Source organism: Planotetraspora phitsanulokensis, assembly GCF_016863295.1.
Lineage (GTDB): Bacteria > Actinomycetota > Actinomycetes > Streptosporangiales > Streptosporangiaceae > Planotetraspora > Planotetraspora phitsanulokensis.
The window spans coordinates 14,524-31,360 of sequence record NZ_BOOP01000028.1; the positions used below are offsets into that span (position 1 = coordinate 14,524).

General features: G+C 71.0%; 14 protein-coding genes. 10 read left to right on the forward strand and 4 right to left on the reverse strand.

What is annotated here, in order from left to right:
- Positions 1 to 23: 23 nt before the first annotated feature.
- Both Pph01_RS28130 and Pph01_RS28135 read left to right on the forward strand, forming a co-directional pair.
- Positions 24 to 224 carry a hypothetical protein gene (locus Pph01_RS28130; RefSeq protein ID WP_203885118.1) on the forward strand — a complete coding sequence of 67 codons (201 nt, stop codon included), beginning with the start codon at positions 24 to 26 and terminating at the stop codon, positions 222 to 224.
- A gap of 114 nt (positions 225 to 338) precedes the next feature.
- Positions 339 to 1,748, forward strand: coding sequence for a tetratricopeptide repeat protein (locus Pph01_RS28135; RefSeq protein ID WP_204076180.1), 1,410 nt, complete (start codon positions 339 to 341; stop codon positions 1,746 to 1,748).
- 137 nt (positions 1,749 to 1,885) lie between these two features.
- On the opposite strand, the gene ald is transcribed toward Pph01_RS28135, so the two are convergent.
- Positions 1,886 to 3,001, reverse strand: a complete 1,116-nt coding sequence (ald, locus tag Pph01_RS28140) for an alanine dehydrogenase (RefSeq protein WP_204076181.1) — start codon at positions 2,999 to 3,001, stop codon at positions 1,886 to 1,888.
- Positions 3,002 to 3,066: 65 nt separating this feature from the next.
- On the reverse strand, positions 3,067 to 4,449 hold the full coding sequence (locus Pph01_RS28145; RefSeq protein ID WP_204076182.1) for an aspartate aminotransferase family protein: 1,383 nt from the start codon (positions 4,447 to 4,449) through the stop codon (positions 3,067 to 3,069).
- Positions 4,450 to 4,703: 254 nt separating this feature from the next.
- Here Pph01_RS28145 and Pph01_RS28150 point away from each other — a divergent pair, with 254 nt between their 5' ends.
- The 6 genes from Pph01_RS28150 to Pph01_RS28175 all read left to right on the forward strand — a co-directional run bounded on the left by Pph01_RS28150 (position 4,704) and on the right by Pph01_RS28175 (position 12,558).
- Positions 4,704 to 6,044, forward strand: a complete 1,341-nt coding sequence (locus tag Pph01_RS28150) for a M20/M25/M40 family metallo-hydrolase (protein WP_204076183.1) — start codon at positions 4,704 to 4,706, stop codon at positions 6,042 to 6,044.
- 199 nt (positions 6,045 to 6,243) lie between these two features.
- Positions 6,244 to 7,002, forward strand: coding sequence for an ABC transporter ATP-binding protein (locus tag Pph01_RS28155; protein ID WP_204076184.1), 759 nt, complete (start codon positions 6,244 to 6,246; stop codon positions 7,000 to 7,002).
- The gene (locus Pph01_RS28160) at positions 6,999 to 9,143 is read left to right on the forward strand and encodes a YhgE/Pip domain-containing protein (RefSeq protein WP_239117067.1); all 2,145 of its coding nucleotides are present in this window, start codon (positions 6,999 to 7,001) and stop codon (positions 9,141 to 9,143) included. Before Pph01_RS28155 ends, Pph01_RS28160 begins: the two co-directional genes overlap by 4 nt.
- Complete coding sequence (locus Pph01_RS28165) at positions 9,140 to 9,853, forward strand: TetR/AcrR family transcriptional regulator (RefSeq protein WP_204076185.1); 714 nt, start codon at positions 9,140 to 9,142, stop codon at positions 9,851 to 9,853. The genes Pph01_RS28160 and Pph01_RS28165 overlap by 4 nt, the downstream gene beginning before the upstream one ends.
- Positions 9,854 to 9,957: 104 nt before the next feature.
- The gene (locus tag Pph01_RS28170) at positions 9,958 to 11,787 is read left to right on the forward strand and encodes a substrate-binding and VWA domain-containing protein (protein WP_204076186.1); all 1,830 of its coding nucleotides are present in this window, start codon (positions 9,958 to 9,960) and stop codon (positions 11,785 to 11,787) included.
- A gap of 15 nt (positions 11,788 to 11,802) precedes the next feature.
- On the forward strand, positions 11,803 to 12,558 hold the full coding sequence (locus tag Pph01_RS28175) for a hypothetical protein (protein ID WP_204076187.1): 756 nt from the start codon (positions 11,803 to 11,805) through the stop codon (positions 12,556 to 12,558).
- A gap of 10 nt (positions 12,559 to 12,568) precedes the next feature.
- On the opposite strand, the gene Pph01_RS28180 is transcribed toward Pph01_RS28175, so the two are convergent.
- Positions 12,569 to 13,513 carry a threonine ammonia-lyase gene (locus tag Pph01_RS28180; protein WP_239117068.1) on the reverse strand — a complete coding sequence of 315 codons (945 nt, stop codon included), beginning with the start codon at positions 13,511 to 13,513 and terminating at the stop codon, positions 12,569 to 12,571.
- Positions 13,514 to 13,598: 85 nt separating this feature from the next.
- On the opposite strand from Pph01_RS28180, the gene Pph01_RS28185 reads away from it, so the two are divergent.
- Together Pph01_RS28185 and Pph01_RS28190 are read left to right on the forward strand one after the other, a co-directional pair.
- Positions 13,599 to 14,471, forward strand: a complete 873-nt coding sequence (locus Pph01_RS28185) for a LysR family transcriptional regulator (RefSeq protein WP_204076189.1) — start codon at positions 13,599 to 13,601, stop codon at positions 14,469 to 14,471.
- A gap of 45 nt (positions 14,472 to 14,516) precedes the next feature.
- Positions 14,517 to 15,149, forward strand: coding sequence for a LysE family translocator (locus Pph01_RS28190; RefSeq protein ID WP_204076190.1), 633 nt, complete (start codon positions 14,517 to 14,519; stop codon positions 15,147 to 15,149).
- Positions 15,150 to 15,227: 78 nt separating this feature from the next.
- Here Pph01_RS28190 and Pph01_RS28195 read toward each other — a convergent pair whose 3' ends face one another.
- Entirely contained in the window at positions 15,228 to 16,820 is a 1,593-nt protein-coding gene (locus Pph01_RS28195) for an acyl-CoA synthetase (RefSeq protein ID WP_204076191.1), read from the reverse strand.
- Positions 16,821 to 16,837: the final 17 nt, after the last annotated feature.

The window sequence follows — 16,837 nt, forward strand, 5'->3', positions numbered from 1 at the left end:
CGCCCCGGTTCGAGGAGGACCACGTGAAGTCCATCGCGCGATTCTGCGGCAACTGCAGCTGTGGCTGCCCCGAGCTTTTCGTAGATCTCTCGGCGCCGGCCGAGCGGCAGGTCGTGATCACCGACGACTTCGGGCAGCGGGTCGAGATGAGCCTCGACCAGTTCGGCTCGATCGTGGAGGCCGCGAAATCAGGGACTCTCGACGATCTGGCCCTCGTCCACTGAGGACCGTCCACGCCCCCTCGCCCGCGGGAGACGTCCATCGGGCGCGCGGGGCGTTGACAAAGGACTTCCTAATTACGCTCCGTAGTTGCAACATCACGTGCCACCCTGACTCCCATGACATTACTGGGAGCCATGAAGGCGGCGGTCCCGTGGCCTGACGTCCCGGTCCCGCGCAGCCCGGAGCCCGCGGATCCGTTCGAGGCGAAGCTGCTCTCGACGGCCCGGGCGGGTGACCCGGACGCCGCGCACCGTCTCGGCCGCCTCTACGCCGAGCGCGGCGACCGGTCCGCCGCCCGGTACTGGTGGGAGCGGTCCGCCCGGATGGGCAACGTCGACAGCACCTTCAACCTCGGCCTGTGGCACCAGCGGCACGGCACGACCGAAGAGGCGCTGGCCTGGTTCGAGCTGGCCGCCGCGACCGGTGACGCCGAGGCCGCGATCTATCTGGCCACGCTGCTCCTGGAGCGCCGCGGCGACGTCGCGGGCGCCCGGACCTGGTTCGAGCGGGCCGCGGCGGACGGCTCGTGTGTGGCGGCCCGGCGGCTGGCGCTGCTCTGCGAGGACATGGGCGACGCCATCGGCTCGCGCGACTGGCACCGCCGGGCGGCGACGGAGGGCGAGCTGGAGTCGGCCTACGACCTGGGCTTCCTCGGTTATTCGGCGGGCGACGAGGGCGAGGCGCGCCACTGGTGGGAGTACGCGGGACGGGCCGGCCACGCCGACGCGGCCTACCACCTCGGCCTGCTCCTCCACGCGGCGCGCGATCCCGAGGCCGCCGCGACGCTCTACCAGCTCGCCGCCTGGCAGAACCACCCCCGGGCGGCCTTCGCGCTCGGCGGGCTGGCCCTGGCCAAGCGCGATCTCCGTACGGCACGGGCCTGGTTCGAACGGGCCGCGCACGCCGGTCGCGTCGACGGCCAGCGGATGGCCGGGTTCGTGTGCGTCGAACTGGACGACCGTCCGGCAGCCGCTCACTGGTTCGCGCAGGCGGCCGCCGCCGGCGACGCGGAGGCCGCCTACGACTACGGCCTCCTGCTGATCGCCGAGCACGACGACCTGGACGGCGGACGGCACTGGCTGGCCCAGGCCGCGGCCGCCGGCCACCACAGGGCGGCGGCGGAGCTGCGAACTCTCCAGGCCATGACCGGCGGGCCCGAGCAGCCTGAGGACGTGCCGCACGACGCGCCCTCGTGCTGGGACCACCCGACGGACCCCGAACTGGCGGCCCGGGCCGAGCTCGCGGTGGCCGCCGGCCGCCGCAGGGGCGACGCGGTGGCCGATGCCGCGGATCTGATCGAGATCCTCGGCACGTGGGATCTGATCACGCGCGGCCTGGCCGAACGGCACGATCCGGTCAGGTGGCTGACCGAGACGAGTGGCCTGCACGCTCCCGCCGTCGAGCATCTCTGCTCGGTGCGGGCGACCCTGCTGAAGCCGGGCACGGCTCCGTGGCCGGCTCCCGCCGAGGTCGAGCACGTCCTGGCGACGGCGCGCGACCTGCGCAGGCGCCTCGGCCTGCGCTAGGTCGCGTCTTACCAGGTCGTATGCCTTGAGCGGCTCTTACCAGGTCGAGTGGCCTGAGCGTCCGAGCCGCTCAGGCCGGGGCCCCTGCCGCTCGGACGCCGCTCTTGCGGCGGGCCCGGCTCAGGCGGCGGCCCGGCTCAGGCGGCGAGGACGTCGGCCACCGGGGTGAACGCGCTGCCGTGCGCGACGGCCACCGGCTCGTTCGTGAGCACACCCGCGTGGGTGTTGAGCCCGAGCTGGAGTGCGGCGTCCGCACGCAGCGCCTCCCGCCAGCCCCGGTCCGCCAGCTTGACGGCGTAGGGCAGCGTCGCGTTGGTCAGCGCGAACGTGGAGGTGTTGGCCACCGAGCCCGGCATGTTGGCCACGCAGTAGAAGATCGAGTTGTGCACCGTGAAGGTGGGGTCGGCGTGCGTGGTCGGCCGCGAGTCCTCGAAGCAGCCGCCCTGGTCGATCGCGATGTCGACGAGCACCGAACCCGGCTTCATGCGCGAGACCAGCTCGTTGGAGACCAGTGTCGGAGCCTTGGCGCCCGGGATGAGGACCGCGCCGATGACCAGGTCGGCTTCGAGCACGGCCTGCTCGAGGGCGTACGCGGTGGAGACGAGCGTCTTCAGCCGGCCCTGGTAGATCGCGTCGATGAAGCGCAGCCGGTCGATGTTGACGTCGAGGATCGTCACGTCGGCGCCCATGCCGACGGCGATCTGCGCCGCGTTGAGCCCGGAGACGCCGCCGCCGATGACGACGACCTTGGCCGGGGCGACTCCGGGGACCCCGCCCGGCAGGACGCCGCGGCCGCCGTTGAAGCGCATCAGGTTGTACGCGCCGACCTGGGGAGCCAGGCGACCGGCGACCTCCGACATCGGGGCGAGGAGGGGCAGGGTGTTGCCCACCTGCACGGTCTCGTAGGCGATCGCGGTGGTCCCGGCCGACAGCAGCGCGTCGGTGCAGGGCCGCGAGGCGGCCAGGTGGAGGTAGGTGAACAGCACGAGGTCCGAACGGAGCCTGCCGTACTCCTCGGCGATGGGCTCCTTGACCTTGAGCACCATCTCGGACTCACCCCAGACCGCGTCGGCCGTGTCGAGGATCTTGGCACCGACCGCGAGGTACTCCTCGTCCGTGATGTGCGATCCCAGACCCGCGCCACGCTGGACGTGGACGTCGTGTCCGTGACGGACGAGTTCGTGCACGCCCGCCGGAGTGGCGGCGACACGGTACTCGTGGTTCTTGACCTCGGCAGGGACGCCGATCTTCATGGGATGAATCCTTTCAGGCTGACTCGGTACGGCCAGGCGCCGCCTGGCCGTACCGAGTTTGTCGGTCAGAGACGGGCCCAGGCCTCGGTGAGGACGGACCGGAGGATCGACTCGATCTCGTCGAACTCCTTGGGGCCGCAGATGAGCGGCGGAGCGAGCTGCACCACGGGGTCACCGCGGTCGTCGGCCCGGCAGTACAGGCCCGCTTCGAACAGGGCCTTGGACAAGAATCCGCGCAGCAGCCGTTCGCACTCCTCGTCGTTGAAGGTCTGCTTGGTCGACTTGTCCTTGACGAGCTCGATTCCGTAGAAGTATCCCGCCCCACGGACGTCGCCGACGATCGGCAGGTCGAGGAGCTTCTCGAGCGTGGAGCGGAAGACCGGCTCGTTGGCCGTGACGTGGCCGAGCAGGTCCTCACGCTCGAAGATGTCGAGGTTGGCCAGCGCCACGGCGGAGGCCACCGGGTGCCCGCCGAACGTGTAGCCGTGCGCGAACGTCTCGTCGCCGTGCCGGAACGGCTCGAACAGCCGCTCGGACGCGATCATCGCACCGATGGGCGCGTATCCGCTGGTCAGACCCTTGGCGCAGGTGATGATGTCGGGCACGTAGTCGAACTTGTAGCCGCCGAACATCGTGCCGAGGCGGCCGAAGGCGCAGATGACCTCGTCGGAGACGAGCAGCACGTCGTTCTCGTCGCAGATCTCGCGCAGCCGCTGGAAGTATCCGGGGGGCGGCGGGAAACACCCTCCGGCGTTCTGCACCGGCTCGACGAAGACGGCGGCGACGGTGTCCGGGCCCTCCATCTCGATGGCCTTGCCGACCTGGTCGGCGGCCCAGCGGCCGAACGCCTCGGGGTCCTTGTCGAAGCCGGGGAAGCCGGAGATCTCGTCGGCCCGGTAGAGGTTGGTGTTGGGGACCTTCAGCGCGCCGGGGACCAGCGGCTCGAAGACCTGCTTGAGGCTGGGGATGCCGGTGAGGGAAAGGGCGCCGTGCGGGGTTCCGTGGTAGGCGATCGAACGGCTGATCACCTTGGTCTTGAGGGGCTTGCCCTGGGTTTTGAAGTACTGCTTGGCGAGCTTCCAGGCCGACTCGACGGCCTCGCCTCCGCCGGTCGTGAAGAAGACCCGGTTCAGGTCGCCTGGGGTGAGCTCTGCGAGTCTGGCCGCCAACTCGGCGGCCTTGGGATGGGCGTACGACCAGAGCGGGAAGAAGGCCAGCTCCTTGGCCTGCTTGGCGGCCGCCTCGGCGAGCTCGGCGCGGCCGTGGCCCACCTGTACGACGAACAGCCCGGCGAGACCGTCGAGGTACCGCTTGCCGTGGATGTCATAGACGTAGGCGCCCTCGCCCTTCACGATCATCGGCACTTCCGCGCCGTCATGGGAACTGTGCCGGGTGAAATGCATCCACAGGTTGTCTTGTGCGGCTTTGAGAACGTCCGGGCGCGTCATCGCAACCTTCCCTCAGGCGATAGGTGCTGTGCACAGTGTGCATGTCGTTATCGCATTTTGCCAAGTGATTACGTGGTTGCAGTATCCGAGAAGTTCGGAATCCGTGATATCGACATGTAACCACAACGAAATCCGTGAGCCTTGATTCTGCGATCCCGCCGCCCGCGCGGCGGCCGCCGACCAGCGGATGTGGTCCAATGGGCAGACCCAACGGCCCAGCAGGCCCTAAATCACTACATTCTGGAGAAATCGCCGTGACCCCTGCGGAGATCGAAACAGCCGTCGAGGCGGGAATGCCGCAGGCGATCGAGGACCTCACGAAGCTCGTGTCGATCCCGTCCGTCGCGTTCCCCGGGCATCCGGAGGCACCGGTGCACGAGGCCGCGGCGGCCGTAGCGGACCTGCTGCGCTCGGTCGGCCTCCCCCACGTCGAACTGATTCCCGTCGAGGGCAGCTTCCCCGCCGTCTACGCCACGGCCCCCGCGCCGGCCGGCGCCCCGACCGTGCTGCTCTACGCGCACTACGACGTGCAGCCCTCCGGCGACGTCGCCCTGTGGCGTACCCCGCCGTTCGAGCCGACGCTGATCGGCGGCGCGATGTACGGCAGAGGCGCGGCCGACGACAAGGGCGGCCTGATCGCCCACATCGCGGCACTGCGCGTCTTCCAGGGCGACTTCCCCGTCGGCCTGAAGGTCATCGTCGAGGGCCAGGAGGAATACGCCGGCGAACGGCTCGAGTCGCTCGTGGAGGCCCGTCCCGAACTGGTGGACGCCGACGCAATGGTCATCGGCGACGTCGGCAACCCGAAGGTGGGCGACCCCGCGCTGACGACCATGCTGCGCGGCATGGCCGCCTTCACGGTCGAGGTGCGCTCGCTCGGCGACGCCGTACACAGCGGATCGTTCGGCGGCGCGGCCCCGGACGCCCTGTCCGCGCTGATGCGCATGCTGACCGCCATGCACGACGACGCCGGCGACGTCCGGGTGCCGGGCCTGGAGCGGGGGACCTTCCCCGGCGAGAGCTCCTCCGAGAAGGAGTTCCGTGCGACTGCGGGCGTTCTCGACGGCGTCTCCCTGGTCGGCTCCGGATCGATCGCCGACCGGGTCTGGGCGTCGTACTCCATCACCGTGACCGGGCTCGACGTGCCCAGCGTGTCCGGGGCGATCAACGCGGTCCAGGCGGTGGCCCGGGCCCGCGTCACGATCCGCATCCCTCCGTCGGGTGACGCCGCGACGGCGCTGAAGACCGTGACCGCCTTCCTCGCGGAGGTCGCGCCCTGGGGCGTCCAGGTGTCGTTCGACGACCTGGTCACCGGTTCCGGCTTCCGCGCCCCCGAGGGGGGTCCGGCGCGGGCGGCGATCGAGAAGGCGATGGAGCACGCCTTCGGCCGCGCTCCGCGCGAGGTCGGGCAGGGCGGGTCGATCCCGCTGGTCGCGAAGCTGGCCGCCCTCCACCCGCAGGCGGAGATCCTGCTCTACGGGGTCGAGGACGAGGACGCCTCCATCCACGCGCCGAACGAGCGCGTGATCCTCGACGAACTCCGCCGCATCATCACCGCCGAAGCCCTCTTCCTGTCCACCTACCTCCACCCGTGATCATGCACAGGTTCGGAACAAGGGTGCCTCACCTGCGGCAACGCTGAGTGTGATCATGCACAACCTCGGCCGGAGGGCGTCCCACCTGCGACGCCCCATAGGGGTGGGGTTGTGCACATCACACTGACGGGCTGACGTTTCGGGACGGGCTGAGGAGTAGGCTCGTTTTTGTACCGACTGGTCAGTTCAAAGGATTGCGATGACAGTCCAGGACGCCGCGAAGACCGCGGCCTTCATGGGAGCCGACGCACGCGCCGACAGGCTCTCCCTCAACGGGCCGCACGGCTGGGTCTATCGCGACGTGTCGCTCAGAGCCGCCCCCGGGACGCTCACCGTGATCGAAGGGGAGGCCGGCAGCGGCCGCACGAGCCTGCTGCTCACGCTGGCGGGACGGATGAGGCCGACCGAGGGCATGCTCACGGTGGACGGCCTCACCTCACGGCACAAGATCCAGCGGATCGCGGCGCTGGGCCTCCTCACCGAGGTCAACGCGTTCGACGACGCCCTGTCCGTACGGGAGCACCTCAACGAGAGGCTCCGCTTCCGGCGCCGCAGGAACACCGACGTCGTCAGAGCGGCGTTCGCCCGCGCGGGCCTGGACCCGGGCGCCCTTCCCGACGGCGACCGGACGCTGGTCAGGCGCCTCATGCGGGACCAGACGGTACGCCTCGGGATCGCCCTCGCCCTGCTCGACGAGCCTCGCCTTCTCGTGGTCGACGACACCGACTCCGGCCTGCCCGAGGACAGGCGCAGGGCACTGTGGCGGACTCTTCGCGAGCTCGCCGACGCCGGGCTCACGGTCATCGCGACCTGCACCGACACGCGCATGGCCGGTTGGGTCGCCGACGCCGTCGTCACGCTCACACCCGCCGCCGACACATCCGCCATCGACACAGCCGTCACCGCCACATTCGCGGCCGGCGCCTCCGTGCCCGGCGCGCTCCAGGGGGAACAGTGAATCTCGGACGGCTCGAACTGCGGCGTTTCATGCGGTCGCGGCTCACGAGGATCGCCCTGGTGGGCGTGGTGACGCTGCCCCTCCTCTACGCGGGCCTCTACCTGTGGTCGTTCTGGGACCCGCAGGGCAACCTCAAGCACCTCCCGGTGGCCCTGGTCGTCGAGGATCAGCCCGCCACCGCCGACGGCGAGACGATCGACGCGGGCCGCGAACTGGCCGCCGAACTGAAGGAGCGCGACGTCTTCGCCTGGCATGACGTCGACGCCACTGGGGCGGCCCAGGGCGTCGAGGACGGCACCTACTACCTCTCCCTCACCATCCCCAAGGACTTCAGCGCCGACCTGGCCTCGCCGTCCGGCGACGGGGACCCGACCCCGGCGAGACTCGGGGTCCGCGTGGACACCGGGCGCAGCTACATCGTCCGTTCGATCTCCGACGCCGTGTTCGAGGAGGTCAAGCAGGCGGCCGGCCAGAGCGCCGTCCACGGCTATCTCGACCAGATCTTCCTGTCCTTCGGCGACCTGCACGACCAGACCGCCGAGGCCGCCGACGGGGCCGGGCGGCTCCACGACGGGACGGCCTCCGCCAGAGACGGCGCGGCCACCCTGCGCAGCGGACTCGGGGACGCCCAGGACGCCGCGGGCGGCCTCTCAGCCGGAGCCGCGACGCTCCACCGCGGTTCCCGGACCCTGGCCGGGGGCCTGGACGACGCCGCCGGCGGCGCACGCGACCTGACCTCCGGACTCGCCACGGCCGACAAAGGCGCGGCCGATCTCCGCAAGGGGGTGTCGGCCCTCGACAAGGGGTCCGCCACGCTCGCCAAGGGGAACAAGCAGGCCTACGACCAGGTGCACGCCCTGTCCCCCACCGTCAACGAGGCCGCCGACACCTTCGCCCCCGTCCTGACGGCGAACGGCGAGCGGGTTCGGGGCGCGGCCCTTCGCCTCGCCGACGACGCGGACCGGCTGGCCGACAAGGCGGACGCCTCCGAGTCGCAGGAGCTGCGGGACCTCGCGGCCGAGGCGCGGGCCGTCGCGGACGGCGCCCGCCAGGTCGCGGACGCCGCGCCCGAGCTCGGGACCCGGCTCGATCACGCGCGGGACGAGTTCAACGACCTCGACCACGGCCTGAAGCGGCTCTCGGACGGCGCGGCGAGCCTGCACCGGGGCACGGGCGAGGCGCTCGACGGCGCCACGTCGCTGGCCGGCGGACTCGGGACCCTGCACGACGGAGCCCGCGACTTGTCGGCGGGGCTCGGCAGGCTCGACGCCGGCGCGGGTTCGCTCGACGCGGGTCTCGGCACCCTGGCCTCCGGAGCCGACCGGCTCGACGGCGGCATCGACCAGCTGTACGGCGGGGCGGGAAGGCTCGACACCGGCCTGGTCAAGCTGACCGACGGCGCGAGCGACCTGGCCACAGGTCTGAGCGACGGCGCGGCCAAAATCCCGGATTACGGGACGGCCGACCGCGGCAGCCGTACGGGCATGATGAGCGATCCCGTCCGGCTGGACACCGAGGTCGACAACGGGGTGCCCAACTACGGCACGGGCTTCGCGCCGTTCTTCGTGCCGCTGGCCCTGTGGGTGGGCGCGATGATCACCTACATGGTCCTGCGCCCGATGAACCCGCGCCTGGTCGCGGGATCGGCTCCCGCGTGGCGTACGGCTCTCGCGGGCTGGCTGCCGGGGCTCGCGCTCGGGGCTCTGCAGGTCGCGGTGCTGCTGGCCGTCCTCCGGCTCGGCCTCGGACTGTCGGCCGAACACTGGGCCGGGGTCGCCGCGTTCCTCGTGCTGACGGCCGCGGCCTTCCTCGCGATCGTCCAGGCGGTGAACGCGCTCCTCGGCCCGCCCGGGCGGGTCGCCGTGCTCGCGCTGCTGATGCTGCAGCTCACCTCGGCCGCCGGCACCTACCCCATCGAGACCTCGCCGGGCTTCTTCCAGGCCGTCTCCCCGTGGCTGCCGATGAGCTGGGTGGTCGCCGGAATGCGGCGGCTGATCAGTGGCGGCGACCTGACCGTGGTGTGGCAGGGTGGCGGCGTGCTCACCGCCTTCGTCGTCCTCGGCCTGACGGTCACCGTGCTGGCCGTCCGGAAGGGCCGCACCTGGACCGTGCAGCGTCTCAAGCCGGAGCTGGCGCTGTGACCGGCGCGGCCAGGCCGGCGCCCGCCGAGCCGGGAGGGCGACGCGGCGAGACGCGGCAGAAGATCTATCGCGCGGCCGTGGAGCTCATCGCCGAGCAGGGGTTCACCGCGACGACCGTCGACGCCATCGCCGACAGGGCCGGAGTCGCCAAGGGCACCGTGTTCTACAACTTCGGCAGTAAGGAAGGCCTGTTCGCCGAGCTGCTCGGCCACGGCGTCCAGCGGCTCGCCGACACACTGGCCGAGGCGGCCCGCCCCGAGACGGCGCGCTTCGAAGCGACGCGTTCCGAAGCGACGCGTCCTGAAACGACACGTGCCGAACCCGCGCGGGCCGGCCGGGCGGGCGCGCTCGAAGCGCTCGACGCCGTGGTGCTCGCGCAACTGCGGTTCTTCGACGAGTACGGCCCGTTCGCGCGTGTGCTGGTCGCCGAGATGTGGCGCGAAGCCTGGCAGGAGGTCGTGATCCGGCTTCGCGCGGGCGCGTTGGGCGTCTACCAGGGCGTCCTCGACGACGCGGTCGCCGCGGGAGAGCTCAGGAGCGGACTCGACACCGGCACCGCCGCGACCGCGATCTTCGGCATGGTCCTGACTGTGGCGATCGAGCGACGGGCGCTGCATCCCGAATCACCGTTGGAGGACGTGCACGCGACCCTCACCGAGCTGATCCACGGACGGATCTCCGGCCCGGGTACGGCGCCGCCGAACGGATGATCGCGCGTTAGCCGGACGAGATCATCGGAAACTAACGTGGATCGCGAAACGTCGGGAAAGATGTCGGCGATTCCGTCTGCAACGCCGACCTCTCGGGAGGAAGCGTGTACCCCCCAGCGCAGCGGCGTCGCCGCGGCTTCGCCCCGTTCATCATCGCGATCGTCGTGGCGGGCGCCCTCATCGTCGGCCTGCGGGCGCTCTTCGGCGGCACGGACGCCGGCGGCTCGGGAGGCTCATCGAGCTCGGAAGGCTCGGGCACAGGACAGTCGGCCTGCGGCGACGACGGTGTGAAGCTGAACATCGTGGCCTCGAGCGAGAAGGCGGCGGTCCTGCGCACGATCGCCGACGCCTACAACGGCCGCGAGGCCGCCGGGCGCTGCGCCGAAGTGGTCGTGACCACCAAGGCGTCCGGCGACGCGATGCAGGCGCTCGCACGCGGCTGGGACACCCGCAGGGACGGCCCGAAGCCGGACGTGTGGACCCCCGCGAGCGCGGGTTGGGTCAGCCTGCTCCAGCAACGGATGCCCGCCGCGGCGGACAGGGCCGCTCCCGTCCCCGCACAGAACCCCACCATCGCCGCGTCTCCCCTGGTCATCGCCATGCCCAAGCCGATGGCCCAGGCGCTCGGATGGCCGTCGAAGAAGATCGGCTGGACGCAGATCCTCGATCTGGCCAACGACCCGAAGGGCTGGGCGAAGTACGGGCATCCCGAATGGGGTCCCTTCCGCCTCGGCAAGACGAACCCGAACTACTCCACATCCGGGCTGAACGCCACGATCGGCGCCTACTTCGCCGCCACGGGGCTGTCGGGGGACCTGACGAAACAGGATGTGGCGAACGCGAAGACCCGGAAGTTCATCAGCGGAATGGAACGGTCGATCGTCCACTACGGCGACATCTCGCTCACCTTCCTGTCGAATCTCCAGCACGCGGACGACGCCGGCACAGCCATGTCGTACATCTCGGCCGTGACCATCGAAGAGAAGTCGGTCTGGGACTACAACCAGGGCAACCCGTCGGGCGACCCGAAGACCCTCGGGCAGCACGCCAAGCCGAAGGTCCCGCTCGTGGCGATCTATCCCGCGGAGGGCACGCTCTTCTCCGACCATCCGTACGCCGAGCTGACCGGGCTCGACCCCGCCAAGAAGGCCGCGGCCGACGACTTCCTCAAGTACCTGCGGTCGGAGGGCCAGCGCGAGTTCGCGAAGTACGCCTTCCGGTCGTTCGACGGCAAGGCCGGCGACCTGATCACCGCGGAGAACGGGCTCAACCCCAAGGAGCCCGCCACCACGCTGAGCGTCCCGGCTCCCGCCGTGCTCGACGAGATCCTCAAGAGCTGGGGCGAGCTGCGCAAGCCGGCCAACGTCCTGATGGTCATCGACACGTCCGGCTCCATGGGCGCGGACGTCCCCGGCACCGGTAAGAGCAAGCTCGACCTGGCCAAGCAGGCCGCGATCAACGCGTTGTCGCAGTTCGGGCCGAACGACAAGGTCGGCCTGTGGATGTTCTCCCTCAACCAGGACGGCGCCAAGGACTACCGGGCGCTGGTCCCGGTGAAGAAGCTCGCCAAGGGCGAACTGACGGACCGCATCCGCGACCTGATCCCCAACGGGGGCACGGGCCTGTACGACACCGCGCTGGCGTCCTACCAGGACGTGATGAGCCGCAGGGGCGACGACACGATCAACGCGGTCGTCCTGCTCACCGACGGCAAGAACGAGGACAACAACTCGATCACCCTCGACGACCTCCTCCCCGACCTGCGCACGGAGGCGGGGCAGGACACCGTCCGCCTGTTCACGATCGCGTACGGCGCGGACGCCGACCTGGACGTCCTCAAGCAGATCTCGCAGACCACCGACGCCGCCGCCTACGACTCACGTGAACCGGGAAGCATCGATCAGGTGTTCACGGCCGTGATCTCCAACTTCTGAGCCCGGGAGCCCCCCTTGTCCCGCTTCAGTGAGGAACTGCGCGACCCCTGGGGACTGCTCATGGGCGCCACCGCGGGCGGCGCGGCGTGGGCCGTCAACGTGCACCCGGCCGGGGCCGTCGTCGTGGGCGTGGCCGTGTGGCTGGTCAAGTCGTTCGCGTCGGCGTGGCAGGCGACCGGAGGCGAGAGCCGTACCGGGCCGGTGGAACCGCCGGTCACGAAGGGCAGCCCGGAGGAGGCGTGGTTACGGCGCGCGGAACGTGCGGCGGACGGCTTCGGCGACCTGGCGGCCTCCATGCGGGGCCGGATCCTGCTCGACCGGATCGCGTCCATGCGCCCCCAGGTGGACGACACGGTCGCGACGTTGCGCCGGCTGGCCGGGCAGGCGTCCGTCACCGGCGCGGCGCTCGCCCGCTTCGACCCCGCCTTCCTGCGGGAGGAGCTGGCACGGCTCGAGCGGGCCCGCGCGTCCGCGCCGGCCGACGTGGTGGGCGACCTGGACCGGTCGATCGCGTCGCTGAAGTCGCAGCGGCAGGTCCACGACCGGTTGTCGGCGACCCGGGCGCAGGTGCTGGCCAGGCTCGAGTCCGGTGCGATCGACCTCGAGGGCCTGGTCGCGCGGGCGGTCGAGGTGTCGGCGATGACCGCCACCTCCACGGCCGACAGCGGGACCCGCGACCTGGACGACCTCGTATCCGAACTGGAGCTGACCCGGCAGAGCCTGCACGAGGTCGAGGAGGCCGCCCGCCAGGATCTCGGCCAGACCCCCTGATCTCCCCGGCTCAGGCGGCCAGCAGCCGCTCGAGCTCGGCCGGCCCGGCGTTCGCCCCCGTGCAGACCACGGCCACCTCACGACCGGCGAACTCCTCGCGTACGGCGAGCAGCCCGGCGAGCGCCGCCGCTCCCGCGCCCTCGGCCAGCGTGTGGGCCTCCGCGAGGAGCATCCGCTGGGCGCGCCGGATGTCGTCGTCGCCGACCAGCAGGAAGTCGGCCAGCCCCTCCCGCATGACGGCCTGGGTCGTCGCGAAGGCGGAACCGGTCGCCAGGCCGTCCACGACGGTCTCGCACGGCCGGGTGACGAGCTCCTTCGACGCCCAGGAGTCGTGGGCTGCCGGCGCCGAGGCCGACTGCACGGCGATCACCCGGCAGCGGGGGGCGAGCGCCCCTGCCACGAGGCACGCGGCGGCCGCGCCCGTGCCGCTGCCGACGGGGACGAAGACGGCGTCCAGGCCGGGCCGCGCCGCCAGCATCTCGAGGTAGAGCGTGGCCACTCCCGCGATGATGTCCGGCTCGTCGGCCGGGCTGATCAGGCGTCTGCCCTGGTCGTCGGCCATCGCGCGAGCGTGGTCCGCCGCCTCGACCATGGTGGCGCCCGCGACGGTCACCGTCGCCCCGAGCGCCTCGACGGCCGCGACCTTGGCCGGATTGGGGTTCTCCGGCATCACGATCGAGCACGCGACGCCGTACAGCCGGGCGGCGTAGGCCACCGACTGCGCGTGGTTGCCGGTGGAGTAGGCGACAACTCCTCGCCGCCGATCGGGCATCCGGGCCAGCAGGTTGATCCCCCCGCGTACCTTGAAGGCGCCCGTCGGCTGCACGTTCTCATGTTTGACGTGGACGCGCGCCCCCACGATCGCGTCGAGGACGGGATAGGACCACATGGGCGTCTCGGGCAGGTGTCCGGCGATCAGCCGCCGGGCCTCCAGCACGTCGCGAAGCTCTGTCACGGACTCCAGCGTGGCGCTCCTCCATGGCATAGGTCCAACTGAAGTCTTCTCATCGACCGATAGAAGACATTGATAAGTTGCGCGCATGCTCGACGTCGTGAGGCTGCGGGTCCTGCTCGCCGTGTCGAGGACCGGCTCGGTGACCGCGGCGGCCCGGGAACTCAACTACACGCAGCCCTCGGTCAGCCACCACCTCTCCCGGCTGGAGGCGGAGACCGGGGCGAAGCTCGTCCAGCGGGCAGGCCGCGGCATCCGGCTCACCGAGGCGGGCCGGATGCTGGCGGAACGCGCGGCCGAGATCCTCGGCCGGATCGACTCCGCCTCGGCCGAGTTGGCGGCCCATGTCGGGCTCCGCGCCGGCCGGGTGCGACTGGCCGCCTTCCCCTCCGCGCTCGGGACCCTCGTCCCCGAGGCGGCTGTACGGCTCGCGCACGATCACCCGGGGCTGGACCTGCGCCTGACCGAGGCGGAACCGCCCGAGGCGCTGCGCATGTTGCGCGCCGGGGACGTGGACGTTGCGGTGGTCTTCCAGTACGGCCCGGCGGGCGTTTCCTCCGAGGGCTCGGGCGGTCTTCGGATGACGCCGCTTCTCGACGAGCCGAGCCTCCTCGTCACCCCCGGCGGATCGCCGTCCGCGACTCTGCCGGACCACGCGGAGTCCCGCTGGATCGCGGGCTGCGACCGATGCCGCGCCCACCTGCTCGATCTGTGCTCCGACTCCGGATTCGAGCCGAGCATCTCGTTCACCACGGACGACTACGTGGCGGTTCAGGCCATGGTGGCCGCGGGCCTGGGAGTGGCCGTCCTGCCGCGACTGGCCCTGTCTGCGCATCGGCATCCCGGCGTCCAGGTGACCGAGATCCCCGGGTCGACGCGGCGGGTGTTCGCGGCGACGTACGGCGAACCGCCCGATCCCCCGGCGACCGCGGCGCTGCTCGCCGCCCTCGCGGGCGGCTGAAAATCGGGATGCCCCGGCGGGCGGTTACTTCGTACCATCACGAACATGCCACCCATGACGACGCTCGCCCTGTTCGCGGCCGCGACCCTCGCACTGCTCCTGGTGCCGGGCCCCGCAGTGGTCTACATCGTGACCCGCAGCGTCGCCCAAGGCCGCGCGGCGGGGCTGGTGTCCGTGCTCGGAGTGCACGCCGGCTCGGTGGTGCACGTGACCGCGGCGGCGCTCGGGATCAGCGCCCTGCTCGCGGCGTCGGCGACGGCGTTCGCGATCGTGAAGTACCTGGGTGCGGCCTATCTGGTCTACCTGGGGGTCCGCAAGCTGATCAAACGGTCCGCCGAGGAGGAGCCCTTCGAGATGCGGCGGGCGTCCCGGTCCCGGCTGTTCGGTGAGGGGTTCGTCGTCAACGTGCTCAACCCGAAGACGGCGATCTTCTTTCTGGCCTTCCTGCCGCAGTTCGCCGACCCGTCGCGGGGACCCGTGGCGCCGCAGATCGTGGTGCTGGGGCTCATCTGGATCGTGCTCGGGATGGTCAGCGACGGCGGGTACGCCCTGCTGTCGTCGGCCCTGGCCGGGAGGCTGCGCGGGTCGGCCCGGGCCCGGCGGCGCCTGGACGTCGGCAGCGGCGTGGTCTACCTGGGCCTCGGAGCCGTCGCCGCCCTCACCTCCGACTCGGTGTGATCATGCACAAGCTCAGCATGCCCAGGCATGCTGAGCCCGGGCGGCTCGGCACGCCCAGGCCTCACCACTTGTGCATGATCACCCCTCGTGTTGGGCGGACTCGGCCACCTGCTTGGCCCATCGGTAGTCGGCCTTGCCGGCCGGCGACCGGAGCACTTCCTCCACGAAGGCATAGGTACGGGGAACCTTGTACCCCGACAACAACCCCCGGCAGTGGACGTCCAGTTCCTCCCACGTGGGAGCCGTTCCCTCGTACGGCTGGACCACGGCGGCCACCCGGGACCCCCATCGGTCGTCCGGAATCCCGGTGACGACGGCGTCGAACACCGACGGGTGCCCCTTCAACACCGCCTCGACCTCCTCGGGGAAGACCTTCTCCCCGCCGGTGTTGATGCACTGCGAGCCACGGCCGAATATCTGGATCGTCCCGTCTTCCTCCACCATGGCCAGGTCGCCCGTCAGCAGCCACTTGGTGCCGTCGCCGTCCGTCACGAACGTGCGCTCGGTCTTGTCCGGGTCGTTGTAGTACCCGAAGGCGATGCGCCCCGACCTCGCGACCATGCCCATCACGCCCGAACCCGGCTCGACGGGCCTGAGCTTCTCGTCCAGTACGGCGATGCCCGCATGGGCGTTGGGCTGGTACTTGAGCCCGGCCTCCGGCGACGAGCCGGCGACCCCCGACGCCGTGTAGCCCGACTCCGTCGAGCCGAAGCTGTCCATGATCATCGTGTTCGGGAGCAGCTCCTGCAGCCGCGCCCGTACGGTGCCGCTGAGGATCGCCCCGGTCGAGCTGACGACGACGAGCGACGACAGGTCGTACGCCCCGGTGGCGATCTCCTCGGCCAGCGGGCGCGCCATCGCGTCGCCGGTGATGTTGATGCTCAGGACCTTCTCGCGTTCGATCGCCCGCAACACCGCGACCGGGTCGAACTTGCGGACGTAGACCATGGTGGAGCCCATGCACCAGCACAGGAACGTCCCCATCTGCGCCGCGCCGTGCATCAGCGGCGGCGCGGCCATCATGACGATCGGGCTGGCGTTGCGCGCCTGCTCGATGACCGCCTCCGGCGTCTCCAGCGGCGCGCCGTACGGGTTGCCGGCGCCGAACGCCATGAACAGGTCCTCGACCCGCCACATCACGCCCTTGGGCATGCCGGTGGTCCCGCCGGTGTAGATGATGTAGACGTCCTCGCCGGTCCGCGGTTCGAACCCCCTCGTCGCGGGTTGCCCTGCCAGCGCCTCGCCGTACGGCACGGCTCCCGGGACGGCGGAGTCGCCGCCGACGGCGACGAGGTGGCGCAGCGCCGGCGCTTCGAGTGAGGCGGCGGCGACCCTCCCGTCGAACTCGACGTCGAACAGCAGCGCCACGATGTCGGAGTCGCGGTAGAGGTAGACGAGCTCCGCCTCGACGTAGCGGTAGTTCACGTTGACGGGCACGGCCCGGATCTTCAGCGCCGCCAGCAGGGCGGTGATGTACTCCAGCCCGTTGTAGAGCTGGATCCCGACATGCTGCCCGCGCCGTACGCCCTGGGCGGCCAGGTGGTGGGCGAGCCGGTTGGCCTGCGCGTCGAGTTCGGCATATGTCATACGGGCGTCGCCGCAGACGACGGCCACCCTGTCCCCGATCGTGTCCGCGAACCCTTCGAAAAGGTCGGCGTGGTTGAACTCCATACGAGTGACCTCTCTCC